We start from the raw sequence: 16,925 nt of genomic DNA, 5'->3' as shown, positions 1-16,925 counted from the left end.
CGTATGCTTTGCGGCCATGATTGCGAGCACCGACAGCGGGCAGCCGCCCCGCATCCATCCCAGCGCCGACGTACAGAGCACGGCCATCGGCCCGGGCACGCTGGTCTGGCAGTTCTGTGTGGTGCTGCCCGGCGCGCGCATCGGCCGCGACTGCAATATCAACGCGCAGTGCTTCATAGAGAACGATGTGCTGGTCGGCGACCGCGTGACGGTGAAGTGCGGGGTGCAGCTGTGGGACGGCATCACGCTGGAGGACGACGTCTTCGTCGGCCCCAACGTCACCTTCGCCAACGACAAGTACCCGCGCTCCAAGATCTACCCTGAGAGCTTCCAGCGCACGGTGGTGAAGCGCGGCGCGTCAATCGGCGCCAACGCGACCATCCTCGGCGGCGTGACCATAGGCGAAGGCGCGCTGATCGGCGCCGGCAGCGTGGTCACGCGCGACGTGCCGGCAGGCGAGCTGTGGCTGGGGAATCCGGCGCGGTCGCGTGGGCTGGTGCCGGGTAGCTGAGGCTTGCTCAATCAAGCGCTTGCACTTGTTGAGCACAGCGGTCCTTGCGAAGGCTGGAGCGCGGCACTGCGACCCGGGCAGCCGCCGGGTTCAGGTTCGGCGGTCGGCTCCCCGAGCCGACTCCCTTGCGCTGCTCAGCGCCTCACATTCACCCGGCGACTGCCCAGGCCACAGTGCTAACGGAAGCTGAGCGCTGGCAAGAACTCATGGCGTGCCACCACGTGCTCGGGCGGCGGCTCGGCCCGCTGCCGGGCGATTTCTGCACGGCCGAGAGCGCAGCGGAGTGGGTCGGCGCGCGCAGCGCGCTTCCACATCTGACTGGGCGCGGTTGGTCGAGCGAAGTGAGCGCAGCGAACGAAGCGAGTTCTGCGCCCCCGACCCGCGCAGCGAGCATCGAGGGCAGTCGGCCCGCAGGGCCGACCCGTGCAGCATGAGCCCGGCAGCGGGCCGAGTCGCCGTCACGCGCCGACCTTTGCAGGCCCTAGGAACGAGCAAACCCCAGGCCGCTTGCCTAGCCCACAAGCAGGCGACAGAGCTTCGCCGTCCAGCCGACGCCGGTTGCTACACGCAGCGCCGCACCGCCGCGATCACCCGCTCGACCTGCGCCTCGCTCATGCCCGGCCACAGCGGCAGGCTGAGCACCTCGCGGTGGATGGCTTCGGCGACAGGCAGGTCGCCCGCCGCATAGCCCAGCTCGGCATAGGCCGGCTGCAGATGCGGCGGCACCGGGTAGTGGATCAGCGTGCCCACACCTTCGGCAGCGAGGCGCTGCTGCAGGCCGTCGCGGTCCTCATGGCGCACGACGAACAGATGCCAGGCCGGCTCGGCCCACTCAGGCACCTGCGGCAGCTGCAGCGGCAGGCCGGCAATGCCGTCTAGGAAGCGCGCGGCGATGGCGCGGCGCTCGTTCGTCGCCTCTTCCAGCGCCGGCAGCTTGGCGGCCAGCACCGCGGCCTGGATCTCGTCCAGGCGCGAATTGAAGCCCTTGACCTCGTTGTGGTACTTGACCCGCGAGCCGTAGTTGCGCAGCACGCGCAGGCGCTCGGCAAGCGCCGCGTCGTCGGTGGTGGCACCACCGCCGTCGCCCATCGCGCCGAGATTCTTGCCGGGGTAGAAGCTCCAGGCCGAGACATCGGCCAGGCTGCCTACCGCGCGGCCCTTGTAGCGGGCGGCGTGGGCCTGCGCGCAGTCGTCCAGCACCTTGAGGCCATGCCTAGCGGCGATGGCGCGGATCGCATCCATATCGGCCGCCTGGCCGTACAGATGAACCGGCAGCAGCACCTTGGTCCGCGGCGTGATCGCGGCTTCGATCCGTGCGGGATCGATGTTGAAAGTCGCCGGGTCCGGTTCCACCGGCACCGGCGTCGCGCCGCACTGGCTCACCGCCAGCCAGGTGGCGATATAGGTATTGGACGGCACGATGACCTCGTCGCCCTCGCCCACGCCCAGCGCCAACAGCGCCAGGTGCAGCGCATCCAGCCCGTTGGCCAGGCCCACGCAATGTGCAGCGCCGCAGTGCTGCGCATAGGCGGCCTCGAAATCGGCCAGTTCCTTGCCGAGCAGGAACCAGCCGCTGCCGGCCACGCGCGCCAGCGCCGCGTCGATCGCTGCCTGGCTGCGCCGGTAGATCGGCTGCAGGTCCAGGAAGGGAACCTTGATGCTGCCGGGCTCAGCCATGACGCGCGCCTCCCTTGCCGACGGCGGCGAGGAACTCGTCGTAGTTGCGGATGTAGTCGGCCGCGTCATAGCGGTCCGAGGCAAGCACCAGCAGCACCGCGTCGGCGGAGAACTGGTACTGGATGCCCCAGACCATGGGCGGGATGTGCAGGCCGACGCGGGCACTGTCCAGCACGATCTCATCGCGCTTGTCGCCGTCATCCAGCACGATGCCGACGCTGCCCTTCACGCAGACGAGGAACTGGTGGCAGGCCTTGTGCGCATGCTCGCCGCGCACTTCCTTGCTCGGCACGTCGTAGACCAGGAAGACGCGCTCCGGCGCAAACGGCAGGTGCGCGCCGGTCTCGCCGAAGCTCAAGGCGCCACGCAGGTCGACGATCTTGGGCAGACGATGAAGCTTTGCCGCGGCGACATTGAGCTGCGGCAGCGCATCCTGGCTGGCCAGCGCGCTGCCGCGCGTGCCCTGGCCGGGCAGGTCGAGGTGCGGCGTGTTGACATAGCCGCTGATGTGCGCCGGATTGCCGCTGACGATGGCATTGGGCGGCACGTCGCGCGTGACCACCGAGCCGGCGGCGATGCGGCAGCCGGGCCCGAGCACGACGCCGGCGGCGATGGTGGCGTTCTCGCCGATCTGCACGCCGGCGCGCACATGGGTGGCGCAGGGTTTGTCCGCGTCGCCGCGCACGAAGCAAACGCGGGCAGCGATCTGCGCGCCCTCTTCCACCCGCATGCCAGACCAAAGATAGACGCCGGCGCCGATCTCGACGCCGCGGCCTAAACTGACATCGTCCTCAACGATGGCGAAGGGACCGATGCGGCAATCCGCCGCCACACTGCGACTGCGCACCATGGCGCTGGCATCGATCCAAGTCCTCGCTTGCACTGGGTGTCCTTCTTGGGTCATGAGGGGCTGTCGTTCAGCGGTAGTTGCTGAAGCTGGGGGCGATATCGGCCTGCGCGATCCTATCCGACCACTTGTACACCAGCGGATGGAACAGGTTGCCCAGCATCTCAGTCCAGCCTATCGGGTATTCGCTCACCGAACCGTCGGTGAACTGCGCGCCGCGTTGGTCCTGAGGATGCCGAGCCGGGTGCTGCTTCAAGGCCTCGAGCTTGCTGTCCAGCAGCGCATGCGTTTGCGTCAGCCATTCCGCAGTCAGTGGCGAGCGGCGCCTGAAGATGAAAGCGCAAAGGCCAATCAGGCGTTGGTAGTTCTGCTGCATCTCGACTTGCAGGCCTCCCCCCACGCGTGCCACACCTTGCGGCCCGATCTCCTGGTAACCCAGCGCCTCGTGCGCCTGCAGCGCGTCGAGCATGCGAAACAGCGGCCCCCAGGGCTTAGACGTGTGCTTGATATCGGTGTAGCCGCCGCCGTAGTGATGCATCAGGTAACAGCGCAGGTAGTCGGACTTGTGGGTAGCACTCAGGTAGGGATAAGCGGCGTGAAACGGCGCCCCGGGGTACTGCCACTCGTCGATGTTGCGACGGTCCAAGAACATCACGGGCGTCTGCACATTGCGGAAGATCGACAGCAGAGCCTGCTCACGGTCAGACGACATCGGGTTGTCGCCGCTCCAGATGCAGAACACCGTGCCGTTTGCGAAGCCGTCGAAATCGACCTGGCGACGACTGCGCAGACTTTGGTCCAAAGGGCTCATGGGAATGCTCTGCTTGTTCAGATGTGACTGGGGCTGAGTGCAATTGCCTCAGTCAGGACAGTTCAGGCCGCCGAGGCTGTTAAGCATGGCCTGGCTGCCCACCGTGCCACAAACCCGCGGGTCCAGTGCGAGCGGCCTGATGCGGGTCCGCAGGGCAGGATTCAGCGCCTGCGCCTCCAACAACCAGGAGGCGAAGCCGCCATCGAGCAGATGGTCCTCGACCGACGTCACTTCTTCATAGGCAGCCAGTTGCGGCGCCTGCATTGACTTGCTACTCATCGACCACAGGGGCAGGCTGTAGACGGGCAACTCGACACTGGACCCGCTCCAGCCCATCGCGATGCCCAGGCCGGCGCCGGTGCACAGCAGGGCGCGCGGGCCGGCACCCGGCCGAACACTCAGCCACTGACCGGGCGCAAGCAATGGCACATCGGCATGAAAGCAGGGCTCACCTGCCTTGCCCAGGCGCAGGTAAGAGGGCCCCGGGTTGGCCACCAGGTGCCTCAGGCAGGCCCGCACCTCCATCGGATCTCCAGGTGCTGCGATCAGCATGTTGGGCAGACTGCGCATCAGCGCGTAATCCTGCACTGCATGGTGAGAGTAGCCGAGTGCGCCGTAGGCCAGTCCACCACCGACCGAGACCACGGTCACCGGCAGCCGGTGGTAGTCCACGTCGTTGCGGATCTGCTCGGCGCAGCGGAAGGTCGGAAAGTTGGCGATCGAGTACGTGAAGACGTGGTAGCCCTCGGAGGCCATGCCGGCGGCAAGGCCTGTCATATTCTGCTCGGCGACGCCGGCGTTGATGAAGCGATCGGGGAACTCGTCGGCGAAGGGTTCGATCACCGAGTAGCCCAGATCACCGACCACCAGTGCAATCTGCGGGTTGGCGCGCGCCAGCGTGACCAGCTCCTGGATGAATGCGTTACGCATGATTCAGCTCCGCGAGGGCCTGGGCCAGCTGCTCGGCCGAGGGCGATCTGTAGTGCCAATCCACGCTGTTCTCCATGAAGCTGACCCCACGGCCCTTGATAGTGTGGGCAATCAATACCGAGGGCTGGTCGGGCTGCCACGGCGCGCCGCCCAGCGCCTCGGCCAGCGCTGCATGGTCGTGGCCGTCGTGTTCTCGCACGGCCCAGCCAAAGGCGCGCAGCTTGTCGGCCAGCGGCTCAATGCGCAGGGTCTGCTCCACCGTGGTCAGGCTCTGCAGCTTGTTGTAGTCGATGATGGCCACCAGATTGTCGAGGCGGTGATGGGCCGCAAACATGAAGGCCTCCCAGTTCGAGCCCTCGCCCAGTTCGCCGTCGCTGAGCTGCACAAAGGTACGCCAGGACTGACCACGCTTCTTGGCCGCCAGCGCTTTGCCCACGCCGAACGACAGGCCGTGGCCCAGCGAACCGGTGGAGAACTCCACGCCAGGTACCTTGTGGCTGATGTGATTCATCAGCATCGAGTGGTCCTGCCCGTAGCTGAGCAGGTCCTGCTCGCTGATGTATCCGGTCTCGGCCAGCGCCGCATAGACCGCCACGCAAGCGTGGCCCTTGCTGAGGATGAAGCGGTCACGCTCGGTCCAGTCGGGCCGGCGCGGATCGAGCCGCATCACCTGGCCATAGAGCACCGCGACGATGTCGCAGATCGATAGCGCCGAACCGATGTGCGAGGCGCGCGCGCGCTGCACCATGCGCAAGGCTTGCACGCGCATGCGTCGCGCGAGGTCTACGGTTTCTTGAGAGGCTGCACTCATGGTCTCGCCCGTTGCGCCCAGCGGGCGGTTCGTTGGATGGCCTCGTCAAGGCCGATGCGTACGCGCAGGCCGAGCTCGGACTCGACCCGTTGCAGCTCAGGCACATAGGCCTGGGCTGGCATGCCAGGCAGCGGCTGGCGAGCGATCTTTACGGCCGAGCGCGCCCCCAGCGCAGCCACGACGCGCCGCGCCAGCTGCGCGATCGATAGCGACTCGTCGCCGCCCACGTTGTAGGCCCTGGCGCTCTGGCCACAGAACAGCAGCAGCCACAGCCACAGCGCCAGATCGGCGGCATGCAGATAGCTGCGCAGCGGCGTGCCATCGCCCTGGATGTGGAGATCCTCGCCACGCAGCGCAGCGCCGATGAAATTGCCGATGGCGAATTGGCGGTCCAGCGGCAGGTAGGGGCCGACAAAGGCGAAGCAGCGGGCCACCGGAATCTCGATGCCGGACTCGGCCGCCGCCATGGCGCACAGCAGCTCGCTGACGCGCTTGCCCTCGCCATAGGCCGAGCCCGGCGCCAGGCAGTCGGGCGCACCGCTGAAGTCTTCTGGCAGGCGGTCCAGCGTTGCCGGCTGACGGCCGTAGACAGCGCCCGAGCTCAACAGCAGCAGGCGCCGCACACCGGCCTGGCGCGCCTGCGCCAGTACCTGCTGGGTGCCGCGCACGCAGACATCGAGAACCTCTGCCGGCGGCCGGCTGGCCACCACATCGGTAGCGGCGTGAATGGCGTACGCGCAGCGCTGCAGCGGCGCCAGCGCAAAGTCACGCACATCGCCCTGCAGCCAGTCGATCTCCGGCGCATCAGCCAGCTCAGGATGCTGCGCCTGGAAGGCCCGCACGTCGCGGCTCAGCACGACGACGCGCGCGTCCAGCGCCAGCGCACGGTTGGCGTGCACAAAGCTGCCCAGCAGCCACTTGCCGATGAAGCCGGTGCCGCCGGTCAGTAGCAGGCGCTGGCCGCGCAGGGACTGCCAATGCGTTCCCACGCCATCCAGCACATGGGCCAGGTCCTCGGGCGGCAGGGCCAGGGGCGCAGCGGCTCGCGCGCTCATTGCCTTCAGAAGTTGAGCCCGAAGAACTCTTCGAGCTTGTCGGCGATGAAGTCCAACTGCGGCTCGCCCAGTCCCGGGAAGGTGCCCAGCCAGAAGGTCTGGTTCATCACCACATCGGTGTTCTTAAGGCTGCCGGCCACACGGAAGTTGCGGCCCGCCATATAGGGCTGCTTGGTGAGGTTGCCAGCGAACAGCAGCCGGGTGCCGATCTTGTTCTGCTCGAGGAAATTGATCAGGTCGGCGCGCTGCACGCCTGCGCTCTCCTTCAGGATCAGCGGAAAGCCGAACCAGGAGGGTTCCGACCCCGGCGTGGCCTCGGGCAGATGCAGGAACTCGGCGCAGCTCTGCAAGCGGCTCTTCAGGTAGGCGAAGTTGGCTCGACGCTTGGCGATGAACTCTTCCAGCCGGTCCAACTGCGCCAGCGCGCAGGCCGCCTGCATATCGCTGATCTTCAGGTTGTAGCCCAGGTGGCTGTAGGTGTACTTGTGGTCGTAGCCGTCCGGCAGGTCGCCGCCCAGCTCCTTCTTGCTCCAGCAGAAGCGCTTGTTGCAGGTGTTGTCCTTGCCGGGCGGGCAGTAGCAGTCGCGCCCCCAGTCACGAAAGGACTCGGCGATCAGCTTGAGCTCGGCGTTGTTGGTGAAGACCGCGCCGCCCTCGCCCATCGTGATGTGGTGCGCCGGGTAGAAGCTCAGCGTGCCGATATCGCCGAAGCTGCCGACCATCTGGCCCTTGTAGGTGGCGCCCAGTGCGTCGCAGCAGTCCTCGACCAGCCACAGCCCGTGCTTCTTGCACAGCGCGGTGACAACGTCCAGGTTGAAGGGATTGCCCAGCGAGTGGGCCAGCATGATGGCCTTGGTCTTGGGCGTGATCGCCGCCTCGATCAGGCTGGCGTCGATGTTGTGCGTATCCAGGTCGACATCCACGAACACCGGCACCGCGCCGAACTGCAGGATGGGGTTGACCGTGGTGGGGAAGCCCGCGGCCACGCCGATCACCTCGTCGCCCGGCTTGATCGCCCGCGCGCCCAAACGCGGCGAGGTCAGCGCCGAGAAGGCCACCAGATTGGCCGACGAACCCGAGTTCACCGTGATCAGGTGCTTGACGCCAAGGAACTGCGCCAGGCGCTGCTCGAACTGCGCGTTGAAACGGCCGGTGGTCAGCCAGCCATCGAGCGAAGCCTCGACCATCAGCTCCAGCTCCTTGGCACCGATCACCTTGCCCGACACCGGCACGGCCGATTCACCCGGGACGAAGGGCTTGGGCGCATGCGCGATGGCGGCGTACTGGCGCACCAGCTCGCCAATCTGGGCGCGCAGCTGGTCCAGTTGCGGTTCGAAGGAAACGGGTATCGAGGTGCTCATAGGGGCTCTGCGTCGCTGCGGGTATTGCAGTAGTCGTGGATCTGTTGCAGGCACAAGGCCTGCATGTCGGCGCCGGACAACCAGGCCTGGTGCCAGCTGACGATACGCGTCAGCGCCGTGGCCAGACTCCAGCGCGGCTGCCAGCCCAGGCGCGCTCGGGCCTTGGAGATATCAAGCTTAAGGTAGCTAGCTTCGTGCGGATGATCGCCCTCGCTGAGCTGCCAGCGGGCGTTGCCGCCCCACTGCGCCACCATGCGCTCGACGATCCACTGCACCGGCTGCACATCGCCATCACGCGGGCCGAAGTTCCAGCCTTCGGCAACGGCTTGACCCTGCTCGTACAGTCGCTCGGCGAGCACGAGGTAGCCGCCCAACGGCTCCAGTACATGCTGCCAGGGACGGGTGGCATGCGGGTTGCGGATCCGCACCGGCTGGCCGCTCTCGCAGGCACGCAAGATATCGGGTAGCAGCCGGTCGGCTGCCCAGTCGCCGCCGCCGATCACATTGCCGGCGCGAGCACTGGCCAGCGCGGTGCGCCCCGCGGCCATGAAGGAGCGGCGGTAGGCGGCAGTCACCAGTTCAGCGCAGCCCTTGCTGCTGCTGTAGGGATCGTGCCCGCCCATGGCCTCGTCCTCGCGGTAGCCCCAAGCCCATTCGCGGTTCTCGTAACACTTGTCGGTCGTCACGTTGACGATGGCGCGCAGGCTCTCGCAGCGCCTTGCCGCCTCCAGCACATGCACCGTGCCCATCACATTGGTGGCGAAGGTCTCCGCCGGCTGCTCATAGGACAGGCGCACCAGCGGCTGCGCCGCGAGATGCAGCAACACCTCGGGCCGGGCTCGTGCCATCGCGGCCTGCACAGCCGCCAGGTCGCGGATGTCAGCCAGCGTGGAGCTGGCCATGCCATCAGCCACGCGCGCAACCTTGAAAAGCGCCGGTTCGGTCGGCGCTGGCAGCGCCAGGCCGTGCACCTCGGCACCCATGGACTGCAGCCACAGGGCCAGCCAGCTGCCCTTGAAGCCGGTGTGGCCAGTCAGCAGCACGCGGCGTCCACGCCAGAAATCGGCGCTCGGAGTTGCGGTGCTGCCCATCAGTCCCACTTCTTCCATGGCGCCTTGCCGCTGCTCCATAGATCGTCCAGCAGAATCTTGTCCCGCAGCGTGTCCATCGGCTGCCAGAAGCCCTGGTGTTCGAATGCCATCAGCTCGCCGCGCGCGGCCAGGGTGTCCAGCGGCTCGCGCTCCCAGATGGTACGGTCATCCTCCAGAAGCGAGATCACCTGGGGGCTCAGCACGAAGAAGCCGCCATTGATCATGCCGCCCTCGCCGAAGGGCTTCTCTTTGAAGCTCTTCACCTGCGCGCCATCCAGATCGAGTGCGCCAAAGCGTGCCGGCGGATAGGTGGCGGTCAACGTGGCGAGCTTACCGTGGTTGCGGTGAAAGTCGATGCTGGCGCTGATGTCGACGTCGCTGACGCCGTCGCCATAGGTCAGGCAGAAGGCCTCGTCCAGCTCCACATACTTCGCAATGCGCTTGATGCGTCCGCCAGTCATCGAATGCTCGCCGGTATCGACCAGCGTGACGTTCCAAGGCTCAGCGCGCTTCTGATGCACCTCCATGCGGTTGGAGCGCATGTCGAAGGTGATGTCCGAGGTGTGCATAAAGTAGTTCGAGAAAAACTCCTTGATGACATAGCCCTTGTAGCCGCAACAGATCACGAAGTCGTTGATGCCATGGTGCGAGTACATCTTCAGGATGTGCCAAAGGATGGGCTTGCCGCCTATCTCGACCATGGGCTTGGGCCGGGCCGAGGTTTCTTCGCTGAGCCGCGTGCCCAGTCCGCCGGCGAGGATCACTGCTTTCATCTTGGCTTCACCCTTTCGTTCAGGCGCTGACGAAAGCGTCTGAGTGGAAATCGCGCGCTGACATGCCCGCAGCCAGCAGCTGACGACGTGCCGTTTCGATCATGGCCAGCGAGCCGCAGGCGTAAACAGCCACGCCCTGCATGTCCGGGCGCTGCTGCAGCAGCACGTCCTGCACATGGCCGCGTGCACCGCCCCACCCTTCATCAGCGCGTGAGAGCACCGGCGTGTAGCTGAACCAGGCCGGCAAGTCCGCAGGCTGCCAGTAGAGGTCGGCCGGCAGGCGCCCCCCCCAAAGCAAGTGCAGCGAACGCGGTTGCTGATCGGCAGGCAGGCTCAGCATGGACTCCAGCATCGCCTTCAGCGGTGCGATCCCGGTGCCAGTGGCCAGGAAGACCACATCGCGCCCGGCCACATCGCGCAGGAAGAAGCTGCCGTGCGGGCCTTCGAGGCGCAGCAGATCATTGAGCCGGGCCTGCTCGAACCAGTAGCGGCTCATGACGCCGGCATCCACCGCCCGGATCTGCAACTCCAGCGGCGCATCGCCTGCGGGCGCTGCCGCCATTGAATAGCTGCGGCGCACGCCGCCCTGACCGATCACATTGACGTACTGGCCGGGGAGATAGTCCATGCGGCTGCCTGGCGGCAGTCGCAGCAGCAGGCGCAACACATCGGGCGCCGGCCGGTCCATCGCGGCGATGCGTGCCGGCAATGTCTTGACGCGAATCGCCGCTACGGCGCCCAGGTCCTCGGCATCCAGCTCGAGATCGCTCGCCGCCGCACTCGTGCAGCTCAGCCTCCAACCGGCCGATTGGTCCTCGGCCGACAGCACCGCATCGTCTTGCAGCGAGCTCGTCCGGCCGCGCAGCACCTGGACGCGGCAGCTCCCGCAACGGCCGGTGCGGCAGCCGTGCTCCAGCACCAGGCCGGCAGCGCGAGCCGCGTCGAGCAGGCTGACATCGGCAGGCGCGAGGAACTGCTTGCGGTTGGCGAGTGTGATTCGGTGGGGTTCGGCCACGGGCTGGGCTCCAGTCTGACGGGCATCTTAATGGTCGCTGCGCCAGGGCAATGGCTGGGAAATGGGCTCGAGTCCAGTCCAAATCCGCTCACCCGGGTTGCCCGTGCGACGAAGCGCGAGAAGCCCGGATTGGCGGCGCTGATCTGCCGATCGGCATGGTTGCTGTCGCGGTCTACTTCGGTGGCAAGCACCAGTTCTGCGCGCACGTCCATGCGCACGCGCTCCAAACTCCAATCCGGAACAGCCAGACGATGAGTTCGAACCCAATCTCCGCAAGCGACGCACGCCGCCCCGTGCGCGTCGGCGTCTGGAACTATTACGAAGAGATCACACGCGACGGCTTCCTGTTCAAGAATGCCAACGCCGGCGTCGGCGCCGGCCTGCTCAAGCCCTGGTGCGATCTCTACCTGCGGGGCCAGGCGCTGGGCATTGAGTTCCTCACACTGGATCAGGTCCAGAGTCCGGAGGAGCTGGACGCAGTCATCTTCATGGACAGGCCGCGCGCAGGCCGGCCGCTGATCGACGCGCTGCTGCGCGCCCCGATCAAGAAATACCTGATGCTCTTCGAGTGCGATGTCATCAAGCCGGACAACTGGGACCTCGACTACCACCGCCAGTTCGACCGCATCTTCACTTGGAACGATGCCCTGGTCGACGGCCTGCGCTACATCAAGTTCAACTTCGCTCTCGATTTCGAGCGGCCCTATGACTTCGGCGCGCTCACGCAACGCTTCGCGCAACGCAGGCTCGCGACCATCATCGCCGGTGCGAAGTCGTCCAGTCATCCCAACGAGCTCTACTCCGAGCGTGTGCGCGCGATCCGCTGGTACGAGCACAACGCGCCGGCCGACTTCGACCTCTACGGCATGGGCTGGGATGCGGCGAGCTACCCCAGCTATCGCGGCCCGGTCGACGACAAACTGGCGACGCTTGCCCGCTACCGCTTCTCGATCTGCTACGAGAACGCGCGCAACATACCCGGCTACATCACCGAGAAGGCGCTGGACTGCCTGCGCGCCGGCACGGTGCCTGTCTATGCCGGTGCGCCGAATATCGAGCGCTGGATTCCAGCCGACTGCTTCATCGACCTGCGCCGCTTCTCCAGCTACCCGGAGCTGCATCGCACGCTGACCGGCATGGGGGCGGACGAGCACGGCGCCTATCTAGAACGCATCGCAGATTTCCTCAACGGCGCGGGGGTCTATCCCTTTTCCAGCGAGTGCTTCCTTGACACCGTCACCCAGATCGTCGACTGGGACCTCAGGCGCGACAGTCGGCTAGCCTGGGAGCTGCTGAAGCAGGACCACGCCACGCTCGCCCTCACCCGGCCGGAAGCCATCGATGCGCCCGGCGGCGACAGCGCGGCGGCGACAGCACCGGCCGAGCAGGCGCAGGAGACGCCGGCGACCGCCGAGCAGCGAAGGCTCTCCTTGCTGGAAGCCGGGCGGCCAGACCTGATCGTCTACTTCGGCTATGGAGACGAACTGCCAGTCTTCACCCGCGCCCGAGCGCTCTGGCAGTTCTACATCTCCCACTTCCCTGGCGTCACGGCTCTGTTCGTTCGCACCAGCAAGGCGCTGCCGCTCGGCACCGAGCGCAAGCAAGGCAACGAACTGATTATCGGCGTGGGCGGAGCGGACGACGCAAGCGGCGCGAACGAGGGCTATGCCGCCTCGGGCATCTGGTCGGCAGCGGAGAACCGCGACACGATCTACCGCCAGCAGGCGGTCTACAAGCACCTGCTGCGCGAGCATCCCGAGCCCTTCTTCCTCTACCAGACCACCGTCACCTCGGTCATCGATTTCCGAGGCCTGTGCGCGGTGCTGGAGCGCATGCCGCGCGAGCGCTGCTTCGCTGGATCGATGGGCCGACTGAACTCGCCGCCCACCGTCGACGGGCTGACCCTGGTCAGCGGCGCCAACACGCTGATCTCCAGCGACCTGATGCGCCGCCTCAGCGAAGACTTCGACCCGCAGCATCCCTTCGCGGGGTTTCCCAACGACGTATGGCAGGCGCTGATGCTGGACGATGTCGGCCGGCGTCCCGTGCCCTTCTTCAGCTTCACCAAGCCGCGCAGCACGGCTTCGCGGCGCCAGCTCGTCCCCGCGATCACCCGGCGCATGCTCGAGCAAGGGCACTTCCATTTCCGTATCAAGACCCGCAGCGCCGAGAACGGCATCGGTCCCCGCGAGGACATCGACCCCTGGGTGATGCTCTCGGTCATGGATGCGATCCTGCAGAGCCCTGCCTATCCGCAAGCGACGCAGCAGCTGCTCGAGCGCCAACTGGCCTGGATCAGCCCGGCCGACGGGCAAACCCAGGCGCCCTTCAGCGCCGACAGCATCTATCGCGGCCCGCGCAGTTTCGTGCTGCACGACGAGGAGATCGACGCGCTCTATCCTGATCTGGCCGACAGCGCCCTCGCCCTGGTGCGCTGAGCCGCCCGGCGTTCGTGCCGGCCGGCTGGCCTGGCACGCCTGGCGCGTGAGCTCAGAACCAGTTCACCGGCAGGTCCAGCCCCACGCTGCGGATCAGCGCCTTGCGCTGCTCGCGCAGCGCCTCGGTGGGGGCCGGCCAGCGGCGGTAGGCGTGGATGAAGTCCAGCACCACGGTGAGATCCTTGGCTGCATCCGAGCTGCCGCGGCGCGTGCCGGGATTGACATCCTTGTGCACCACGGCGCCGCCACCGGCATAGTGGCGCGGCATCGCGCGCGCGCAGACGGCCAGCAGGAAGTCCCAGTCCTCCAGCGAGGCCATGTGCGTGTCGACGCTGATGCCTTCGAGCACGCTGCGGCGAAAGGCCAGAGCGTTGTTCGGGATGAAGTTCTTCACATGCAGGTTCTCGACCGGCACATGGCCCAGCGCAATGGCCTCGCGCTTGATGAAGGCGATGCCCTCGGGCGCACGGTTCTCGTAGACCACCTGCAGGTCGGAAAACAGCACCGGGTGCGTCGCGCCCAGATCACGAATGGCCTGCTGCAGCACCGCCAGGTGATGCGGCTCCAGGCTGTCGTCATCGTCGAGGAAGAGCACCCATTCGCCGCGTGCGGCCTGCATGCCGACGTTGCGGCTCTCGGCCGGGCCGGGACGGCCGGCACGCTTGATGAACTGGTCCTGCGGGCGCAGCAGCTCGCCGACGGCGAGACCGGTGCCGGCGTCCAGCGCATCGGCGACGACGATGATCTCGAAGTCCTGCACGCTCTGCGCGAGGATGCTGCCCAGCGAGCGGCGCAGCAGCGGCGCGCGCAGATGGGTGGTGACGATGAAGCTGAATTGCGGGCTCATGGCGGGCGGCGATCCTTCAGCGCAGCGGCGTCATCACGCCACGGCCCATGGACCACAACAGCGCCACGGCCTGCTGGCCATCGAACAGCGCATTCACATGGGCAATGCGCAGGCCGTAGTAGTCGGCCTCGGAGCCCATCACGTCGAACAGTGAGCGGCGTCCCAGCTGCTGCCACTGCTGCAGCGTGGCGGCGCGCACGCGGTCGCTGTTGCGCAGGATCTCGACGATGCGGCGCGCGCGGTCGAAGGCCGAGGTGGCGGACTCGTGCATGTCGGCCATGCGGTAGCGGCGCGTCTCCAGCGCATCCTCGAGCTGCAGCCGTGCCACCGCGGCACGCTTCTGCGCCGCGGCGATGCCCGGCGCGGCGGCGGCGTTGTAGAGCGGCACGCTGACGCTGACGCCCACCACATAGTCGCTGCCCCGGCTCTGGCCAGCAATGCCGGTGCCGTTGAGCAGCAGATTCACCTGCGGCTTGTAGCTGGAAGCCACCGACTCGGCATAGCGCGCCTGCGCACGCTCCTGGGCGGCAAGCTGGGCCAGATCCAGCGCCTGCTCGGCATCGCGCTGCAGTTCGGTCAGCTCGGGGATCTGCGTCAGCAGCGCCGCGTAGCTGGCGCTGGGCGGCAGATCGTCACCGACGAAGCGCTTGAGGCGGATCTCGGTCTGGCGCAGCGCCGAATGCGTCTGCTCGACGGCCAGCTCGGCCTGCTGGCGGTTCTTCTGCGCCTGCACCAGCTCGCTGGCGCGGCCGCGGTCGGCCTTGACGATGGTTTCCAGCGCCTCGACCAGGCAGGCCATCTTGCGCACGTATTGGCCGTAGATCTGGATCTGAAGCTGGTAACGGCTGCGGTCCATCGCCAGCGAGACGGTCTGCAGCGCCAGCTGCTGCTCAGCATTCATCAGGCCGAGACGGGCCGATTCGGCCAGCTGGCTGCGCCAGGCCGCCAGTTGCTGCAGGCGGCCGAAGTCGTAGAGCGGTGCACTGACGTTGAGACTCAGCTGCGCCTGCGCGCCCTGCTCCATCGGCATGCCGGCCGACTTGCTGCCGGCCTGGGTCAAGGTGCCGCCAAGATTGACCTGCGGCAGGCGCGAGGCGCGCGTTTCCTCGAGATCGTCATTGGCTGCCTGGGCCAGCAGGGTCATCATGCCGATGGACTGGCTGCGGCGCTGCGCGGTCTGCACCAGCTGCTGCAGCTGGGTGCGCGGATCGACATTCGCCGGCTCGAACATGCTGGCGTCGCGGCCGCTGCTGGAGGGCAGCGCATCTTCTTCGCCGCAGCGCGACTGCTGGCGCGACTCGGTGCTCGCCGCGGCGCTTGCCGACGGTGGCTGCACCGCTGCGGGCTTGGCGCGCTTGGGCGCCGACTGCGCCGGCATCACGGGCGCGAGCAGCACGGCAGCGCCGAGCGCGCCGTGCAGCAGCAGCATCGCGGGTCTGGAAGTCGGGATCTTGGCCATGCCGGTACTTCAACACAGCCCGGCGGCGCTGAAGGCCGGAACAACTTGGCGCTGCGGCCCTTTATTCCCGGCGGCGCGGCTTCACCGCTCGCGCATCGCGTCCTGCACCTTGAGCATGGGCTGCAGCAGGAAGCCCAGCACCGAGCGCTCGCCGGTGCGGATCTCGACCTGGGCATTCATGCCCGGGATCACCTGCACCGCCTCGCCCCTGTAACGCAGCGTGCTGCGCTCGCAGCGGATCAGCGCGCGGTAGTAGCGACCGGCGTCGCCGGCCTTGGGGTCGGTCTCACCCAGGGCATCGGGGCTGATGTAGCTCACCGTACCTTCCAGACCGCCGAAGGTGTTGTAGTCGAAGCCGGCCACCTTGACCCGGGCCGTCTGGCCCACGCGCACAAAGCCCACCTCGGTGGGCTTGAGCCGCACCTCGACCTGCACGCCCTCGGTCAGCGGCACGATCTCCATGATGGGCGCGCCGGTGGTAACCACGCCGCCCAGCGTGTTGGCGCGGATGTTCTTCACCAGACCGCGCACCGGCGAGGTCAGCACCGTGCGCTTGAGCGCATCGTCGCGCACCACCTTCTGCTCTTCCTGCATCGCCAGGTCGCTCTGCATCTTCACCAGCTCGGAGCTGGCCTCCTGGCGGAAGCGGGCGATGCGCTCGCTGCGCTGCTGCTGCAGCTCGTTGACCTGCCGGCTCAGCCGCATCACCTCGACGTCCGACATCAGACCGCGCGCGGCCATGTCCTGCGAAACCTTCAGCTCGCGCTGCAGCAGCGCGGTACTGCGGCCAATGCTGGCCACGGCTTCCTCGAGCACACGGCGACGGGCCTCGAAGGCCTCGGTTTCGGCCGCCATCAGCGACGGCGCGCTCTTCAGCTCCGGCGGAAACTGCAGCGGCCGGCCACTGGCCTCGGCCTGCAGCCGCGCCACCGTGGCCATGGCGGCCAGGCGCCTGACCTGGCCTTCGTTCTGCTGCGCCTCGACGCGCGTCGGGTCCAGCCGCGCCAGCACCTGCCCGGCTTCGACGCGGTCACCTTCCTTGACCAGCAGCTCGCGCAGGATGCCGATCTCGGCGCTGGCGATGATCTGCTCGCGGCCTTCTGGCACGATGCGACCGTCGCTGCGGCTCACCTGATCCACCTTGGCGAACGAGGCCCACAGCAGGCCGGCGCCCAGCACCGCCACCAGCAGGTACAGCACCCAGATCACCTTGGGCAGCGGCTCGTCCACCTGCGCTGCCGCCAGGGCGGAGAGGAACTGTCCTTCGTCGCGGGCCACGTTCATGATGCGTCAGCGTCC

The 16,925-nt window shown here is 67.2% G+C and carries 14 protein-coding genes and 2 pseudogenes; 3 read left to right on the top strand and 13 right to left on the bottom strand.

Annotated elements, in window-relative coordinates; all coding sequences use genetic code 11:
• Window positions 1-16 precede the first annotated feature (16 nt).
• Window positions 17-169 (top strand): annotated as a pseudogene (locus AC2EBS_RS03755) (hypothetical protein); the annotation flags it as partial.
• 18 nt (window positions 170-187) lie between these two features.
• Window positions 188-481 (top strand): annotated as a pseudogene (locus tag AC2EBS_RS03750) (acyltransferase); the annotation flags it as partial.
• Between the two features lie 591 nt (window positions 482-1,072).
• Here AC2EBS_RS03750 and AC2EBS_RS03745 read toward each other — a convergent pair.
• Genes AC2EBS_RS03745 through AC2EBS_RS03700 form a run of 10 tightly spaced genes read right to left on the bottom strand, consistent with a single transcriptional unit; the run spans window position 1,073 to window position 10,882 of the window.
• Window positions 1,073-2,188: a DegT/DnrJ/EryC1/StrS family aminotransferase gene (locus AC2EBS_RS03745; RefSeq protein ID WP_484727033.1), complete on the bottom strand. Its 1,116-nt coding sequence runs from the start codon at window positions 2,186-2,188 to the stop codon at window positions 1,073-1,075.
• The gene (locus tag AC2EBS_RS03740) at window positions 2,181-3,071 is read right to left on the bottom strand and encodes a WxcM-like domain-containing protein (RefSeq protein WP_484727032.1); all 891 of its coding nucleotides are present in this window, start codon (window positions 3,069-3,071) and stop codon (window positions 2,181-2,183) included. The genes AC2EBS_RS03745 and AC2EBS_RS03740 overlap by 8 nt, the downstream gene beginning before the upstream one ends.
• Before the next feature lie 34 nt (window positions 3,072-3,105).
• Entirely contained in the window at window positions 3,106-3,846 is a 741-nt protein-coding gene (locus AC2EBS_RS03735) for a glycosyltransferase family 32 protein (RefSeq protein ID WP_484727031.1), read from the bottom strand.
• A 48-nt stretch (window positions 3,847-3,894) separates the two neighbouring features.
• The gene (locus AC2EBS_RS03730; RefSeq protein WP_484727030.1) at window positions 3,895-4,776 is read right to left on the bottom strand and encodes a transketolase family protein; all 882 of its coding nucleotides are present in this window, start codon (window positions 4,774-4,776) and stop codon (window positions 3,895-3,897) included.
• Window positions 4,769-5,587 (bottom strand): transketolase, encoded by an 819-nt coding sequence (locus tag AC2EBS_RS03725; RefSeq protein ID WP_484727029.1) that lies wholly within the window; start codon window positions 5,585-5,587, stop codon window positions 4,769-4,771. The genes AC2EBS_RS03730 and AC2EBS_RS03725 overlap by 8 nt, the downstream gene beginning before the upstream one ends.
• Entirely contained in the window at window positions 5,584-6,642 is a 1,059-nt protein-coding gene (locus AC2EBS_RS03720) for an NAD-dependent epimerase/dehydratase family protein (protein ID WP_484727028.1), read from the bottom strand. Before AC2EBS_RS03720 ends, AC2EBS_RS03725 begins: the two co-directional genes overlap by 4 nt.
• 5 nt (window positions 6,643-6,647) lie before the next feature.
• Window positions 6,648-8,003 carry a lipopolysaccharide biosynthesis protein RfbH gene (gene rfbH, locus AC2EBS_RS03715; RefSeq protein ID WP_484727027.1) on the bottom strand — a complete coding sequence of 452 codons (1,356 nt, stop codon included), beginning with the start codon at window positions 8,001-8,003 and terminating at the stop codon, window positions 6,648-6,650.
• Window positions 8,000-9,112 (bottom strand): CDP-glucose 4,6-dehydratase, encoded by a 1,113-nt coding sequence (gene rfbG, locus AC2EBS_RS03710; RefSeq protein ID WP_484727026.1) that lies wholly within the window; start codon window positions 9,110-9,112, stop codon window positions 8,000-8,002. The genes rfbH and rfbG overlap by 4 nt, the downstream gene beginning before the upstream one ends.
• Window positions 9,094-9,867, bottom strand: coding sequence for a glucose-1-phosphate cytidylyltransferase (rfbF, locus tag AC2EBS_RS03705; RefSeq protein WP_484727025.1), 774 nt, complete (start codon window positions 9,865-9,867; stop codon window positions 9,094-9,096). The genes rfbG and rfbF overlap by 19 nt, the downstream gene beginning before the upstream one ends.
• Before the next feature lie 19 nt (window positions 9,868-9,886).
• The gene (locus tag AC2EBS_RS03700; protein ID WP_484727024.1) at window positions 9,887-10,882 is read right to left on the bottom strand and encodes a 2Fe-2S iron-sulfur cluster-binding protein; all 996 of its coding nucleotides are present in this window, start codon (window positions 10,880-10,882) and stop codon (window positions 9,887-9,889) included.
• Between the two features lie 251 nt (window positions 10,883-11,133).
• Between AC2EBS_RS03700 and AC2EBS_RS03695 the strand changes: the two genes are divergently transcribed.
• A complete protein-coding gene (locus AC2EBS_RS03695) occupies window positions 11,134-13,320 on the top strand; it encodes a glycosyltransferase family 10 domain-containing protein (RefSeq protein ID WP_484727023.1) in 2,187 nt (728 codons plus the stop codon).
• A gap of 52 nt (window positions 13,321-13,372) precedes the next feature.
• Here AC2EBS_RS03695 and AC2EBS_RS03690 read toward each other — a convergent pair whose 3' ends face one another.
• From AC2EBS_RS03690 to AC2EBS_RS03680, 3 genes are all read right to left on the bottom strand, one after another.
• The gene (locus AC2EBS_RS03690; protein ID WP_484727022.1) at window positions 13,373-14,167 is read right to left on the bottom strand and encodes a glycosyltransferase family 2 protein; all 795 of its coding nucleotides are present in this window, start codon (window positions 14,165-14,167) and stop codon (window positions 13,373-13,375) included.
• 16 nt (window positions 14,168-14,183) lie between these two features.
• Window positions 14,184-15,626: a TolC family protein gene (locus AC2EBS_RS03685; protein WP_484727021.1), complete on the bottom strand. Its 1,443-nt coding sequence runs from the start codon at window positions 15,624-15,626 to the stop codon at window positions 14,184-14,186.
• 81 nt (window positions 15,627-15,707) lie between these two features.
• Window positions 15,708-16,910: an HlyD family type I secretion periplasmic adaptor subunit gene (locus AC2EBS_RS03680; RefSeq protein ID WP_484727020.1), complete on the bottom strand. Its 1,203-nt coding sequence runs from the start codon at window positions 16,908-16,910 to the stop codon at window positions 15,708-15,710.
• Between the last annotated feature and the right edge of the window lie 15 nt (window positions 16,911-16,925).

The sequence above is a fragment of the Roseateles sp. T103 genome (assembly GCF_057219915.1).
This window is presented reverse-complemented; position numbering and strand designations above follow the sequence as displayed.

Excerpts from the sequence above, each read along its gene's own strand:
- AC2EBS_RS03745 (WP_484727033.1), bottom strand. The coding sequence starts at position 2,188 with ATGGCTGAGCCCGGCAGCATCAAGGTTCCCTTCCTGGACCTGCAGCCG.
- AC2EBS_RS03735 (WP_484727031.1), bottom strand. The coding sequence starts at position 3,846 with ATGAGCCCTTTGGACCAAAGTCTGCGCAGTCGTCGCCAGGTCGATTTC.
- AC2EBS_RS03730 (WP_484727030.1), bottom strand. The coding sequence starts at position 4,776 with ATGCGTAACGCATTCATCCAGGAGCTGGTCACGCTGGCGCGCGCCAAC.
- AC2EBS_RS03725 (WP_484727029.1), bottom strand. The coding sequence starts at position 5,587 with ATGAGTGCAGCCTCTCAAGAAACCGTAGACCTCGCGCGACGCATGCGC.
- AC2EBS_RS03720 (WP_484727028.1), bottom strand. The coding sequence starts at position 6,642 with ATGAGCGCGCGAGCCGCTGCGCCCCTGGCCCTGCCGCCCGAGGACCTG.
- rfbH (WP_484727027.1), bottom strand. The coding sequence starts at position 8,003 with ATGAGCACCTCGATACCCGTTTCCTTCGAACCGCAACTGGACCAGCTG.
- rfbG (WP_484727026.1), bottom strand. The coding sequence starts at position 9,112 with ATGGAAGAAGTGGGACTGATGGGCAGCACCGCAACTCCGAGCGCCGAT.
- rfbF (WP_484727025.1), bottom strand. The coding sequence starts at position 9,867 with ATGAAAGCAGTGATCCTCGCCGGCGGACTGGGCACGCGGCTCAGCGAA.
- AC2EBS_RS03695 (WP_484727023.1), top strand. The coding sequence starts at position 11,134 with ATGAGTTCGAACCCAATCTCCGCAAGCGACGCACGCCGCCCCGTGCGC.
- AC2EBS_RS03690 (WP_484727022.1), bottom strand. The coding sequence starts at position 14,167 with ATGAGCCCGCAATTCAGCTTCATCGTCACCACCCATCTGCGCGCGCCG.
- AC2EBS_RS03685 (WP_484727021.1), bottom strand. The coding sequence starts at position 15,626 with ATGGCCAAGATCCCGACTTCCAGACCCGCGATGCTGCTGCTGCACGGC.
- AC2EBS_RS03680 (WP_484727020.1), bottom strand. The coding sequence starts at position 16,910 with ATGAACGTGGCCCGCGACGAAGGACAGTTCCTCTCCGCCCTGGCGGCA.